Annotated in this window: 13 protein-coding genes; 6 read left to right on the forward strand and 7 right to left on the reverse strand. The window is 49.1% G+C overall.

The window, feature by feature from the left end; translation table 11 throughout:
* Nucleotides 1-6 precede the first annotated feature (6 nt).
* The gene (locus B153_RS0119530; RefSeq protein WP_020598429.1) at nt 7-864 is read left to right on the forward strand and encodes a DMT family transporter; all 858 of its coding nucleotides are present in this window, start codon (nt 7-9) and stop codon (nt 862-864) included.
* An 82-nt stretch (nt 865-946) separates the two neighbouring features.
* On the opposite strand, the gene B153_RS0119535 is transcribed toward B153_RS0119530, so the two are convergent.
* Nucleotides 947-1,891, reverse strand: coding sequence for an OmpA family protein (locus B153_RS0119535; protein ID WP_020598430.1), 945 nt, complete (start codon nt 1,889-1,891; stop codon nt 947-949).
* A gap of 227 nt (nt 1,892-2,118) precedes the next feature.
* On the opposite strand from B153_RS0119535, the gene B153_RS0119540 reads away from it, so the two are divergent.
* Nucleotides 2,119-3,177, forward strand: a complete 1,059-nt coding sequence (locus B153_RS0119540) for a hypothetical protein (protein ID WP_040761729.1) — start codon at nt 2,119-2,121, stop codon at nt 3,175-3,177.
* 118 nt (nt 3,178-3,295) lie between these two features.
* On the opposite strand, the gene B153_RS0119545 is transcribed toward B153_RS0119540, so the two are convergent.
* Together B153_RS0119545 and B153_RS0119550 are read right to left on the reverse strand one after the other, a co-directional pair.
* On the reverse strand, nt 3,296-6,106 hold the full coding sequence (locus B153_RS0119545) for an ABC transporter permease (RefSeq protein ID WP_020598432.1): 2,811 nt from the start codon (nt 6,104-6,106) through the stop codon (nt 3,296-3,298).
* 72 nt (nt 6,107-6,178) lie between these two features.
* Complete coding sequence (locus B153_RS0119550; protein WP_020598433.1) at nt 6,179-7,240, reverse strand: glycoside hydrolase family 130 protein; 1,062 nt, start codon at nt 7,238-7,240, stop codon at nt 6,179-6,181.
* Between the two features lie 179 nt (nt 7,241-7,419).
* On the opposite strand from B153_RS0119550, the gene B153_RS0119555 reads away from it, so the two are divergent.
* Together B153_RS0119555 and B153_RS38030 are read left to right on the forward strand one after the other, a co-directional pair.
* Nucleotides 7,420-7,662 carry a hypothetical protein gene (locus tag B153_RS0119555; RefSeq protein ID WP_020598434.1) on the forward strand — a complete coding sequence of 81 codons (243 nt, stop codon included), beginning with the start codon at nt 7,420-7,422 and terminating at the stop codon, nt 7,660-7,662.
* Nucleotides 7,663-7,730: 68 nt separating this feature from the next.
* On the forward strand, nt 7,731-7,895 hold the full coding sequence (locus B153_RS38030) for a hypothetical protein (RefSeq protein ID WP_020598435.1): 165 nt from the start codon (nt 7,731-7,733) through the stop codon (nt 7,893-7,895).
* Between the two features lie 81 nt (nt 7,896-7,976).
* Here B153_RS38030 and B153_RS0119565 read toward each other — a convergent pair whose 3' ends face one another.
* Complete coding sequence (locus tag B153_RS0119565; RefSeq protein WP_040761731.1) at nt 7,977-9,308, reverse strand: chorismate-binding protein; 1,332 nt, start codon at nt 9,306-9,308, stop codon at nt 7,977-7,979.
* 85 nt (nt 9,309-9,393) lie between these two features.
* Nucleotides 9,394-9,807, reverse strand: coding sequence for a helix-turn-helix domain-containing protein (locus B153_RS35500; protein ID WP_020598437.1), 414 nt, complete (start codon nt 9,805-9,807; stop codon nt 9,394-9,396).
* Nucleotides 9,808-10,084: 277 nt separating this feature from the next.
* On the opposite strand from B153_RS35500, the gene B153_RS0119575 reads away from it, so the two are divergent.
* A complete protein-coding gene (locus B153_RS0119575) occupies nt 10,085-11,713 on the forward strand; it encodes a vitamin K epoxide reductase family protein (protein WP_020598438.1) in 1,629 nt (542 codons plus the stop codon).
* 4 nt (nt 11,714-11,717) lie between these two features.
* Nucleotides 11,718-12,059, forward strand: coding sequence for a hypothetical protein (locus B153_RS0119580; RefSeq protein ID WP_020598439.1), 342 nt, complete (start codon nt 11,718-11,720; stop codon nt 12,057-12,059).
* Here B153_RS0119580 and B153_RS0119585 read toward each other — a convergent pair.
* Both B153_RS0119585 and B153_RS0119590 read right to left on the reverse strand, forming a co-directional pair.
* Complete coding sequence (locus B153_RS0119585; protein WP_083928226.1) at nt 12,056-12,736, reverse strand: IS630 family transposase; 681 nt, start codon at nt 12,734-12,736, stop codon at nt 12,056-12,058. The two genes, B153_RS0119580 and B153_RS0119585, sit on opposite strands and share 4 nt — an antisense overlap.
* A 14-nt stretch (nt 12,737-12,750) precedes the next feature.
* Nucleotides 12,751-13,185: a helix-turn-helix domain-containing protein gene (locus B153_RS0119590; protein ID WP_020598441.1), complete on the reverse strand. Its 435-nt coding sequence runs from the start codon at nt 13,183-13,185 to the stop codon at nt 12,751-12,753.
* Nucleotides 13,186-13,225 lie beyond the last annotated feature (40 nt).

The raw sequence follows: 13,225 nt of genomic DNA on the forward strand, positions 1-13,225 counted from the left end.
GCTTGCATGAAAACAATTCTTTTCGGTCTTCTCTTTGCGGCACTTTGGGCATCGGCTTCAGTAGCGACCAAGTTTGGGGTACAGTCGGCCCATCCGTTGATTCTGGCTAATATTCGGTTTCTGATTGCGGGTAGCGGAATGCTCCTGTTTGCGTATAAGCTACAGCGTGTGTCAAACGCCTGGCCTACGCGTACCGAATGGGTGCGGTTAACAATCTTCTCGTTACTGAATACGACTATTTACCTGGGTGCGTTTGTATTGGCTATAAAACAGGTATCGGCAGGTATCGGAAGTTTGTCGACCGCTACGAATCCATTGTTTATTGCTCTGTTGTCGGCCTTGTGGCTGCGTCGGAAACCAGGCTGGAACGAAATCGGTGGTTTATTGCTGGGCCTGATTGGGGTAGGGGTTGCTACCTATCCGCTTCTACAAAACAGCTATGCCACGGTCGAAGGGTTACTGATTTTGCTGGTGGGCATGATTTCGGTGTCGGCCGCAACGGTGTATTATGCCCGTTTCGAATGGCGGCTACCCAATCTGGTTATCAACGGCTGGCAGGTGTTTCTGGGAGGATTGCAACTAATACCCTTTACGCTACTGTTTGCTGATTTCTCATCGTCTCACTACGACACACGGTTTTGGGCGTCAGTATTGTGGCTCATTCTGCCGGTGTCCGTAGCGGCTTTGCAGTTGTGGTTTTACCTGGTTCGGCAAGACCCAATTCGGGCATCTCTCTGGCTGTTTCTCTGTCCAATCTTCGGGTTTGCTTACTCGTACCTACTTATGGACGAGCCCATTACGCTTTACACGCTTGCAGGAACTGCCTTAGTGATCGTTGGTTTGTGGTTGGGAAGGAAAGCGTAGAGACGCATCCTTGCGTCTCATATGCGTCAGCCCTGTTCGTCAACAGTAAAACCGTCCGGCCATGAGACGCAAGGATGCGTCTCTACTCTTTTAACACCGTCATCTCAACGCGTCGGTTAAGCTTTCGGGTTGCTTCTGAGTTGTTGCTGGCAATCGGTCGTGTTGGGCCAAATCCACGGGTACTGATGCGATTGGCGGCTATACCGTTCTTTACCAGATAGTCTTTCACTACCTCAACACGCTGTTTGGAAAGACGAAGGTTTTCATCGAAATCGCCCTGGTTGTCGGTATGCCCCGCCAACTCGATTTCGGCCGTCGAATGCTCCTGCATAAAGGCCAGAAGCTGATCCAAGGTTGGCTGGGCTTCGGGCAGGAGTTCGGCTTTGCTCTGTACAAATTGAAGCGCTTTTAATTGGGTAGTGGTTCCGGCGGCAACAACCAGCGGTGGGGGCGTATATATCACTTTGGCGTCCAGTGTTTTAGGCGGAGTGATACGTGAACGGCCAGCGGTTGTACTGTTGCTGGCTGCTGGTTGCTCCGAAACGGGGGGCGTAGTCGATGGGGCCTTTACGGGAGGTGTCGTAACCGTTGAGGTGGTTGTATGTACCGGAGCAGTGGTGTTTTTACTAACGGGATTGGAGGTTGAGCGATAGAGTAGGGTCGGATTCTTGGACCGATCCATGCTAACGGCGGTTGGCGAAGAGAAAGAGAGTTGCTCATCAAGCGTGATATACCCTTCTGCTTTTGCCGTAAAAATGTACGACTGCTTTGGGTCAAGTCTGAGTTGATAGGCACCCTGAGCATTGGTTGTCTGCTGATCGCGGATGGCTCCAGCCTGATTTTTGGCGATAACCGTAGCTCCGGCAATAGGTACTTTGGTCTGACCATCCAAGACAAATCCCTGCACGATGGCAGTACCAGTTGTTGGCGAGACCTGATGGGTCGGTGTGGTTTGGGCCCAGGCAACTGATACTACCTGACTACAGAAAAGGCACCCGGCAATCACTATATATTTAATACACGTCATAGTTTAAAGGCAACGTTGAAACGTACCTCAAAAGTACGTTAAATGCCTTAGAAATGGGCTATTGACGGTGGCTGGAGGTGCTATTTCAAAGTCGGTTTTTGGGGTGATAAAATGGTTCGTAATCTGCTGATAGTCAATGTATTGAATAGTGAAAATAATTGTCGAAAAATGAACGGTAAAATGTGTTTTTTCGTTACTATTGTATGACACAGAAAACCAACGCAACGATGCATTCCCCGAACGCTCAGGCATCCCTTGCACCCGCTTCGACGGGCAATTTGCCGCTCGACGATAGCTGGCGGAAGTCTATTCCGGCGCAAGTGTTTCTGAACCATTTTTTCTCGATGGACTACCATATCCATCACCAGAACGACCTCTTCGACCTTCCTAAATTTCCCATTTTTCAGCAGTTTTATGGGCGTGTGACGGACGAGAGTCGGAAAGCTTTGGAAAAATTATTGCTCAATAGCTGGAGTGCCGAGTATGCGCTTCGGATTACCCCGGTTGTTAACGACGAACAGTATCTGCAAAGCTCTCTGCACTGGACGTTTCCCCAGGCCTATTATAGCGCGTTGTTCAGCGCACGGGCATTTCTGGCGGTTCAGGGCATAAATGTGAGTAACGAAGAATTGATTCGGAAGCGGATCGGGAATATGGTCGTGCGTGGCTATTACCCCGCTTCAATTGGTTATTATGCCCTTGGCCCGATCAACAACTACCGCATTCAACGGTTGCCGATGGCCAAACGGTTTAGTGTAGCGGCTAAAGGAGACTTGCTGTTGCCTTCGCGTGAGGGTTCTGTGCAGGCCGAACTGGCACAGTTTCTGAAAACCACCCGGGATCAACGGGTGAAAGCTTTGCGTAATGCGATTCAGAATAACCCCAAAACGGCCCTGCGTAGTCCCAAAACGGGTGAGATTTTACAGAAGTTCAGTGTTGAACAGTACAAACAACTGGCCAAGCAAATTGGCTATACGACCTATTTCGATATGTTGAGCCGGCTACGGATTTCATCGACCAATCGGGAAATTGAACGGTTTGTCGATTCAGAAATTGATGTGAAGCTGTTTCATCAGAGTCTGGTTAATATTGTTGCCCACGTCAACTCTGTACATGAAGCTTACATTGCGAAAGCACTGGGTGTACAGGCCTATCGGCAGTTGGTCGCCAAGTTGCCATCGTATTTACAGGAGAGCTTTGTGCGCGAACGAATGAACACCATCATCGCGCCCATGTTGAGTACCCCGGCTTCGGATCATGATTCGTTTCTCCGCATGGCCGCTTAAAAAGAAAGGAAATAGTCAGGATTGCCTAGTAGGGCATCTATAAAGTGAAAACCCGGTCGATGGTATGTTGGCCGGGTTTTGTTTTGAGAGGGTAGGTTTTCTGTTGATTCACAACGGGCTAAAGAATTTTCGTGTTATCCCGCTTGTTTGGTTCCAGCCAGGCTCCTAAAGGGTCGATACTAATTCTACGGGCATTGGGTAGGGCAGGAAGCGATATAAATCGTTGATCCGGGTTAGGATGTACTAATTCACGATACAGTTCATGACCAGTTTCGTCCAGCACGACCAGTGGGATATAATCGTTGATTGGGATCGGAAGACGTTTGCCGTTGGGTCCCTCACGCCATTTGCTGGAAAGGATTTCAATCGACAGGCCGTTGGGCAAGTTTGCTACGCGTCCTACTTTAAAATCGAATGCTAAAGGCTCACTCAGGTATGTTTTCAGGTAGTTTAAAGTGTCGGGCAACTGGGCTGACAACGTCTGAGCAAAGGCGACCGACGTGGCAGACGATGGATGCTCAATAGCCTTCTGATAAAACTGGCCAATGGTCATACTGAGGGGCTTAGCTCCCCAGATTTGCTCGACGCTGGTCAAGGCAAGCGCTCCTCGTCCCCGTTCAACGGCATCATTTCCGCTCGATTGCAGTAGCGCAGGTACTTTTCCTCGATTGCGCTGTCGACTTTTGGCGTACCAGGTCGCCCGTTGTGCCAGACGGGCTCGAAGTCGATCGGAACCATATTCCTTCGCGACAAACTGCAATGCCAGGTATTCAGGTAAGCTTTGCGAAATAAACCCATCGCCCGGTTGGCGAACAGGCTTCAGTTTGTGCACTAACCATTGCTTGAATACCTCCCGCGAAATCAGATAGTCGATCTGGTCGAGTTCCGTTGGTTTTCGATAATCGGCTGTCCAACCCTGGCTTTCGGCGAGTTGAATATAGCCCGGTTGGGAACTTACGTCGGCCTTGTTTAAAGGGGTTTCGGTGATTGTTAACCCTGCATAGGGATAAGGACCAAAAATCTGTTCACCCTGCTGGAGTGCCGTTTTAACCGATCGTAGCATGTGCTGAATCAGATACGGGTGATGATGGCGCAGCTGAATCTGAACAGCTTTGCCCGATACAGACGAAAAAGCGCTTGCCTTTGTGGTATAGCGGATCGGCTGGCTATCGACTACGGATGCCGATAGTTGATTCAGATGCCATACTGATAAGCCTAATACAGAAAACAGGGCAACAAAGGCAACCGGATAGGGGCGCTGAAATCCAACAGACCATTGCCGGATGCGTTCGGAGAACCGGGCTGATACGCCCCGGTTCCAGGTCAGTAAATACGTTGTGATAAAGAGTCCGGAAACAGCCCACCATACGATATGCTGCGCTGGGCGAAGCACCGCATTAGCCCCGTAGCCGATCAGATCGGAATAGGTGAGGGAGCCGGGTAAAAAACTGTACGCGTAACCTGTCTGCCCATTTTTAGCCGTCAGGTAGCCAATGAATAACCCCGCAAAAATCAGCAAATTGATGAGGTGGCTCACCAGTCGATTGTTGACCAGAACCGCTATTAAGGCACCAAGGATAATCAACTGGCAATAGCGCAGGAACCCATCTATGAGCAGGTCATCGGCATAAAGTATCCAGTCGATGTCATAGAAATCATTACCTAGCTGCACACCAAGGCCGGTCAGGAAAAGAATCAAGGTGAGTAAGGCGGCTACGCCAAACAGGGCCAATACTTTAGCGATCAGAAAAACAAAATTCGGTTGAGGGAGCGTATCATGAATTGACCAGAAACCAACCGTGCGTTCCGCGAAAATCAGCTCGCCCGTCATGACCAGTAAGAATAGCCCAATAAATACGCCCATGGTTATTCGTAAGGCAGTCATCTGTGAGGTAATGGGCAGTACCGGGAAATTCGGATGGTCTGATAGGCCAGTTACAGAGAGAATAGATAGCAGGGTGAGTAATCCCAGGGTGATAAAAAAGATGGGCTGACGAATCAGATTCAGAAATTCGAATAGAGCCAGTCGGAGGGTGGTTGTCCAGGTCAACCGATTGCCGAACTGTAAATGCACAACAGGTAACGGGTGGTTCGATGGTTTTAAACGGGCCGACTGTTTTTGCTTTGGAAGGATATCGGGTCGTTTTTCAGTAAAATAATCGAACGAAAACCTTTGCTCGGCGTAGGCCAGTAGCCCCAGGGCTAATCCTAACCATAGCATCCGGTTAATAAGAAACAGGTCTGAAAAAACGAGTAATCCCGACGGTTGATCGCTGAACGCCATCGCGTCGACGGATTCACGTGCCATGCCCACGCCAAATGGGTCGAGCAAATGGCCTAAGTCGGATTCTCCCAGCACATTCTGCCCCGATTCGGTAAGCAGAAAATAAAGAACAACTACAAACAGGCTCACGTAGGCGCCCCGAATGCTTCTGAGAAAAACAGTAAGCGCAAACGGGACACTTATAGCAATGAGAATATTCTGGGTCACCAGCCGAATAAACCCATCAACCAGCGCCAGTCCGACTGCCGGAGTATTCAACTTATAGAAGGAAAGAAAAAGCAGACTACCAAGCGGATAAAACAGCCCAAGTAACAAGACCGTCGTATACGTACCCAGAAAGTGACCCGCAAAATGCATTCGGGGCGTAATAGGTAAGGTAAACAGATAAGGCGTTGTCTGGTAATCGAGGTCTTTTGTGAGTGACTGCCCAGCCAGTAAGGTAGCAATCACCGCCAGCATAACCCCCAGCGACGACAAAATCAGGTAGACGATCTGAGTCGTTTCGGCATAGGCATATACCGTGCTCAACTGGCTGGTATACCAGATTCCCTGAGCAAAGGTCAACAGGGCGTAGAGATAAAACGTGGGCTGACGCAACTGGTAGCGCAGCTCAAAACGAGCAACAGTAAGGAGTGGATGGATCATACCCCAAGGTACAAAATCCAGCCTTTTTGTCAATACAAGCGTAGGGGCTATGCGGAGTAAGTGCTTACGGAATTACACACGTACCAGTTCGGCCAGACCTACACCTGAGTCGGCCGCTCCGTAATACATCCAGATTCGGCCCGAATCGGGCCATTGAATCCAGCCATTTGAAAAAACGACGTTAGGAAAGAAGCCTTCCCGCTCCCACGGATGTTCGGGCGTCAGCAGGGGCAGATCGGACCGATCAAGTACCCGTGCCGGATCATCTTTGTCAAGCAAGGCAAGCGCCAGCGAATACGCGTGTGTAGCGTCGGCACCGTGATAGCAGACCAGCCAGCCTTCGTCGGTGAGTATAGGCTCAGGGCCAGCCCCGATTTTTCCCCCTTCCCAACTGTAGGAATGCCCCAGCGGATCGGTGTCTATATGGCCCCGCCCGCCAAACAAAAATCGGTGGTTGCCCCAATGGATACTATCTTCCGATTCGGCCAGCCAGATCGACGGTTTGCCAATTTCCGACACCATAGGCCGATGCAGCAGCCTATATTTCCCGTTGATTCGTTTAGGAAACAGGGCTACATCTTTATTCGGTGGGGGCAAAATCATGCCGATGCGTTCTACATGCTCAAAATCGGTTGTTACAGCCAGCCCTACCCCTGGCCCATGTTCAGATACGGCCGTATAGGTGATCCAGTATTTGCCCTCCAGAAACGTAATCCGGGCATCTTCGATACCAAAGGCTTCATCCAGGCGGGTTGGGAATAAAAAGGGTTTCTCATCGATCTGGAAGTGAATGCCATCCCGACTGCGGGCCAGTCGTAAATGACTCATGGAGGTTAAATAGACCTTTCCGCCCACTGAAAGTAGCCGGGGGTCGTAGGGCTCGCTGGGCTCGGGAAAGCTCCTGACCGATAGGGTGGGGATACCATTTACTACCTCGATGAGTGGGATGCGAATAAGGCCCGGTTCTGCTTTGGGGGCTTCGGCGACACGTAATAGAAGAATAACTTCGTCGTTGAAGAGGCAGGCAGCCGGGTTAAAAGCGCCTAAAACCTCAAATCCCTCAACGCTAGGCTTCACATCATGCGTTTGCAAAATGGGCTGGTCTGATAGTCGCCGGAGCTGATAATTTTTCATTCACTAAGGCCAAATGGCTTTTTTTATCAGTATGTGCAACAATTGTGGCACTATTATGCATAAACTTGATAGCAGGCTTGTAGTTTTGAGCTTTTATTGAATAAGTTTGAGCGCTGGCTAAACCTTCGGGGAAAGAGCCGCGTTATGTCGATTGAACCAACATTTATCCTTTATTGACCATGATTTACCAGCCAACGTTTGATCAGGATGAAGACGTGCTGATGTTGAACCCTGATCCCAAATTTGCTTTTGATGACGACGACGATTTTGACGACGATGACGTTGACTTTGATGAAATAGACGACCCCGGTGTCGATTCAGAGTTTGGGGCCGATGATCTGGATGATTTCGATGAAGACGATCTGGAAGAACTGGACGATGATGACATCGAGGACGATCTGGACGACGATAGCATGGAATAATTAGCCCGGCCCGTATAACTCAGAGAGCGATTTCTGAGTTATACGCTTGTCGAACCAAATACAACGTTATGAAACCAGATCCGGCTGAAGAACCCTTAGTGACGACTAAAAACGCTGACGAGGAGGGTACCGCTCCCGATTCAGAAACCCAGTCGTCGGCTGCCAGTGAAGCAGGTGATCGCACCACCGAAGATGGCTCCCGCGCACCCAACGACCCGGCCGAAGGAGCTTAATCCAATGATTGAATGAGTGAATTGTTGACTGATCTGAATAGAAAAGCTTGCGCCAGCCTATTCAATCAGTCAACAATTCACTCATTCAATCATTACAGAAAGCAGCGTCTGGCACTTCATCTCGGTTTCCTGCCATTCGCGTTCGGGAACTGAGTCTTCGGTGATCCCGGCACCCGCATAGAGTGTTGCCCGTTTGCCTTCGAGTTTCATGCAGCGGATATGTACGAAGATATGACTCGATGGCCCTTCCTGATTCGTATCGATGTTGACAGGGCCTAAAAATCCACTATAAAATTCACGGTCGTGAGATTCATGTTGCTGGATGAACCGGAAGGCTACGTCGCGGGGCGTACCGCAAACGGCCGACGTTGGGTGAAGCAACCGGAGCATGACGGTGCCTAACTGTGGGTAGCGCACGGCTTGGGTATCGACCGTAAACGAAGTGCCCAGGTGCATCAGATTTCCGGCAATAACACTTTTGGGGCCTTCCTCGATGTATTCCCTCAGCCGAATCTTCTTAAAACATTCGATGATGTAGCGGCACACGATGGCCTGTTCTTCAATCTCTTTCTGCGACCACATAGCTTCTGCCGGGCGCTTGGCTGTTCCATCCGGATTATAGGCCGATTGCGTACCTGCTAAGGCCGCCGTCTGGAAAATACCGTCGGCATTTTGGCTTACCAGACGTTCGGGCGTGGCACTGATCCAGATTTGTCCTTTTTCGGGAATCGAAACCGCCGATACAAACGCGTTCGGGTATTTGGCGCAAAGCGTATCGAAAAGCGCAACAGCATTGGGGGCGTCGGCAAATACGATCTGTTTGGTGCGTGATAAAACCACCTTGCGAAACTCGCCCCGTTGCATGGCCTCTACGGCTTCGGCCACATTCTGAATATACTGCTCCTGCGCGTGAGGTTCGTCGATAGCTACTGGTTGTCCCGGAACTGACTGCGGCCCTGTGTGTGCCGCTTTTCGGACGGCTTGCCAGAATTGACCGGCTTTTCCTGATGTATGTTGAGAACTAGTAGCCTGATTGGAAAGAGCCGGGGAGTTGCTCGAAAAAGTCGCCTGAATATCGGCCCGCAAAAAGAGCGTTTGCGAGATGTAATCCGTTGTGTCTAAGTGCTCATCCGGCTGTGCCTCAACATGTATACTTCTGGCCAGATTGTCGAAAGGGCTGATCACGAAACCCGCAGGTAATTCTTCCAGATCGGTCGAAACCCGGGGTAAAACAGCATCGAACGACACAATCAAATGTTTATCCTGCTGGTTAGGTAACCGCCAAACGGCTGCCGGAAAGCCCAGCGACAGAGCGGCATCCCAATAATCGACGGCACTGGGAGCCGATACGTACGGACGACGTACAGCAGACAAGGTATTTAATTCAACTTTATTTACAGACTCAGATTGCATAGCGAACAGCCGATCAAATCGGTACGACTGTAAGAATAACAAATTCTACGATGAATTTGTGCTCTCAATGCTCGAAACTCTTTGGCTAGGCTGATAATAAGGGTGAGTTGTCGGATGGTGGAGTAAAATCGAAGCCTGAATTTTGTAGTGTGTTGTATATGTAGGCAATATACCGCTCCTGAAACTGAATGGTGTGCTGCTGTTGCTGGATAATGGTCTCTTTATCGTTTAGGAGGTCATTCTGCTGGGCAAGTTGTTCCAGTACCCAGGTAGCTGGAATCGGTTCCCCGTTTTCGTTTTTAGCCAGATGATAGGTTTGTAGGGTCTCGGGGGTAGTGTCGAGGGCTTTGGCTAGTTCAGGCAGACGTTTAGCACACGCCGTCTCATCGTTTTCCAGCCGATAATACGTGGGCTGACTCATACAGAGTTTATCCGCCATCTGTTCCTGGGTAATTCTTTGGTCCTTCCGAAATCGTTTGATGTTGATAGACAGAAACATGGTTATCAGAGTGATGTGGTTGGACAGAAAATGCAGAACTATGACAGTAGTTTTGTCGATTAGTCACTAATAGATCGTGTATTATTTATTTATTTATTTATTGTACGATCGTAACGCATTGACTGACAATAATATATGTATTGATGGAGGGCATTGAGAAAGCTTTTGCTTACTAAATTGTGAGAAAAAATGAATAAAATGTGAATAAAAATTGAATAAATATGAATAAGGCTGTGTAGTGCTCCGCTATAGATTTGGGCCATCAACTGTTTCTGAAATGGCTCTTGTCCACTCCTTTTTAAGCGATACCGATGCGAATGCCAGCGCAACGCTCTATGCCTTACTAAAGCGTATGGATGTAAAAGTAACTCGGGCAACCGTGCAAGAGTCGTTGGAGCGGCACCCCGATTTTCCTAGCCTATTGAGCTTGAGCGATGTGCTGACCGACTGGCAGGTAGAAAGTGCAGCCCTGCAACTCAATACGACTGAACAATTTCGTGAGCTACCCTTTCCTTTTATCGCGCACCTGCGTAAAGAAGGAGGATGGTATGTGCTGGTAACGGCGCTAAAAGGCGACCGAATTACTTATGTTGATACAGCCGAAGGGCAGCTTACCGAATCATTGGCCGATTTTGAGCAACAATGGTCAGGTGTTGTGCTTCTAGCTGAAGTATCCGAACTATCCGGTGAGCCTGAATATGCACCGAAGCGTAAACAGGAATGGCTGACCGACTTGCGTGGCACGTTTGTGTTGGGGAGTATAGGACTTCTTTTTCTGTTGGCTGTTTTAGGGGTAGCCAGTACGTTTAGTCGTTTGGATTGGCTTTGGCTATTGACCAAAACGGTGGGCTTAACGCTGAGTGTGTTGCTGGTGCTAAAACAACTAGGTAGCAGAAACACACTAACCGACCGTTTGTGTCGTATCAATAGCAAAACGAATTGTGATAACGTGCTGAACTCGCCAGCAGCTAAGCTTTGGGGCTGGCTAAGCTGGACTGACGTTGGGCTGCTCTACTTTTCGGGTGGTTTGTTGGCCGTTTTCGTAACAGGAATTTATCCGTCTATCCGCCCGGTTCTACAGGCACTGGCGTTGCTGGCTGTTCCTTATACATTGTTTTCGGTTTATTATCAGGCCCGTGTGCTGCGGCAGTGGTGTACGTTGTGCCTGGGCGTACAGGCTGTGCTATTGGCAGAAGGTACACTCGCTGTCCTGTCTTTAGAGGGCTTACCTAATTCGTTACCACCGTATTTACTCATACTGACTGTTTTTCTATTGCCTACCCTGGTTTGGGTTACCCTAAAACCCTTACTAACCGCAGTAGCCAAAAGCCGTCATGAGCATCAGGAGTTAATGGGCTGGAAACGAAATCCTGAGTTATTCCATGCATTACTCATGCAACAGCCACAGATGCCGCCCATACCCGACGACTTGTACCCAATTGTATTAGGTAATCCAGATGCCGAGCATACCATTACAATGGTCACCAATCCGTACTGCGGTCCCTGTGCCCGAACGCATAAGGAACTGGAGACTCTGCTTAACCGCAACGATAATATTAATGCCAAGATCATTTTTACCTGCGATGGCGCAGAGGGGCTGGCAACTCAGGTGGCCATAAGATCAATGGCATTAGTACCGCATGGAAAAGCAACCTTGGCGTTAAGAGACTGGTATGGACAGACAGAAAAGAATGTGGATGTGTGGGTTGAAAAATATCCGGTAGATGCTGATGGGACCGATTGGCTTTCGGTGACTGAGCGATATACTGATTGGTGCCGATTGGCCGATATTCAGGTGACTCCGACACTATTTGTAGATGGATACCAGTTGCCGGAGCAGTATAGGTTAAGCGATTTGCGTTGGTTGGTAAATGAACTTGACTCGCAAGCCATAAACCTCAGCTAAGTCTATGAAAACGGCTTTATTTATCATGTTTCCGGTTCCAAGCCATTACAACATTTGTTTTGGGCTGGCCGATAGCCTACGTAAGAAGGGGTATCGGGTTGTATTTGCTGGTACGCCAACCTTGCGAACGCATATTGAAAGCCAGGAGTTTGAATTTGCCGAATTGGCGTACATGAAGGAAATAGTCGTTGCGAACTGGCGGATAGCATTAGGGCTTTTTATTGTGAATGTGTTCGAGAAAAAAGCCCGAAGGGTTCGTTACAGAGAATTTCTGACTTCGGTTGATGCAGTTCAATACGTTTGCAAAACCATATCACCGAATGAGATTTATTGCACTGTAAATTAAGTTTCTTTATATTTTAGGTTTACTGGGTTGACCTTCACATACTGCCGGTTCAAGGTATCCCTGGCTTTGTCGACAGTGAACTGCCAGGTAATCTTAACCTGCTTCTGATTGCGTTCCTCCGACCAAATCAACACGTGCTTTTCTAACTCGTCCTGAGTGGGTATCCGTCGATTCAAACACTGACGGGACAAAGCCGAAAACTCCACCTCAATCATGTTCAACCACGAACCGCACTTGGGGGTATAATAAAGCTCAAAACGAGTCGCCAGTTTGGCTGCTTCCCCAGCCGATAGACACTCATAAAAGGCGTTGGGCGTGTGCGTGTTCAAGTTGTCCTGCACCAGCCTGATTTTGACCGCATCAGGGTAAGCCGCTGCTACTTCCTGCATGAATGCGGTGTATTCTTTTTTTGTCCGCTGCCTATAGACCTTCATCAGTCGCTTACCCGACAAGGGTTCTATCGCCCCCATCACCACACAGGACCCATGCTTACTATAGGCATAGTGCTGTTTGGCTACCTGATCCGGGCTACAAGCAAGCCCCTCGACCACTTCGCCAATCAAAAAGCACGGGCGTTCATCGAAGCAGACTACTGGAAAGGCCCCATCGTACACCAGCGCATATAAGAGCAGCAAGGTCTCCAGTCGGAACACGTACTCACTGTTGATCTGGCCAATACACCATTGCCGTTTTAGATGGGGCTGTAACTCGTTTTTTTCAGAATCGTTCCAGCCTGGGTATGAGACAGATGCTCACAATACCCTAACTCAACGACTCGATTGGCCAACAGCCGTAGCGACCATTGGCTATGCCCATCCGGTGATTCACTACAAGCCAGAGCCGTTATTTTAGCCCGACTCTGGCCACTGATTTCCATAGGTCGACCACTGCGGGGGGCATCCTTGAGGAAGGCTAGTTGGTTTGTTTGGTACTTGCTAGCCCAAGCCGAAACCGTGTTGTAGGTGCTATCTATGGTCTTAGCGACGGCTTGAAAGGTTTTACCTTCGTGGAGTTCCAGCAAGGCTGTAGCTCGTTTGAATGTTTTAGCAGGCAAACTACCTTTGCTTAGGAGTTGGCGCAGGTGATTCCGATGCTCCTCGCTCAGGGTTACGTGTTGCTTTTTCATGGCCCTAAAATATAAAGAAACTTAATTTACAGTGCATTTA

The organism is Spirosoma panaciterrae DSM 21099 (assembly GCF_000374025.1).
In the GTDB taxonomy this organism is placed as follows: domain Bacteria; phylum Bacteroidota; class Bacteroidia; order Cytophagales; family Spirosomataceae; genus Spirosoma; species Spirosoma panaciterrae.

Coding starts and splice junctions, on each gene's coding strand:
- B153_RS0119545 (WP_020598432.1), bottom strand. CDS start 6,106: ATGATCCATCCACTCCTTACTGTTGCTCGTTTTGAGCTGCGCTACCAG.
- B153_RS0119550 (WP_020598433.1), bottom strand. CDS start 7,240: ATGAAAAATTATCAGCTCCGGCGACTATCAGACCAGCCCATTTTGCAA.
- B153_RS0119580 (WP_020598439.1), top strand. CDS start 11,718: ATGAAAACGGCTTTATTTATCATGTTTCCGGTTCCAAGCCATTACAAC.
- B153_RS0119590 (WP_020598441.1), bottom strand. CDS start 13,185: ATGAAAAAGCAACACGTAACCCTGAGCGAGGAGCATCGGAATCACCTG.
- B153_RS0119540 (WP_040761729.1), top strand. CDS start 2,119: ATGCATTCCCCGAACGCTCAGGCATCCCTTGCACCCGCTTCGACGGGC.
- B153_RS0119530 (WP_020598429.1), top strand. CDS start 7: ATGAAAACAATTCTTTTCGGTCTTCTCTTTGCGGCACTTTGGGCATCG.
- B153_RS38030 (WP_020598435.1), top strand. CDS start 7,731: ATGAAACCAGATCCGGCTGAAGAACCCTTAGTGACGACTAAAAACGCT.
- B153_RS0119555 (WP_020598434.1), top strand. CDS start 7,420: ATGATTTACCAGCCAACGTTTGATCAGGATGAAGACGTGCTGATGTTG.
- B153_RS35500 (WP_020598437.1), bottom strand. CDS start 9,807: ATGTTTCTGTCTATCAACATCAAACGATTTCGGAAGGACCAAAGAATT.
- B153_RS0119575 (WP_020598438.1), top strand. CDS start 10,085: ATGGCTCTTGTCCACTCCTTTTTAAGCGATACCGATGCGAATGCCAGC.
- B153_RS0119535 (WP_020598430.1), bottom strand. CDS start 1,891: ATGACGTGTATTAAATATATAGTGATTGCCGGGTGCCTTTTCTGTAGT.
- B153_RS0119565 (WP_040761731.1), bottom strand. CDS start 9,308: ATGCAATCTGAGTCTGTAAATAAAGTTGAATTAAATACCTTGTCTGCT.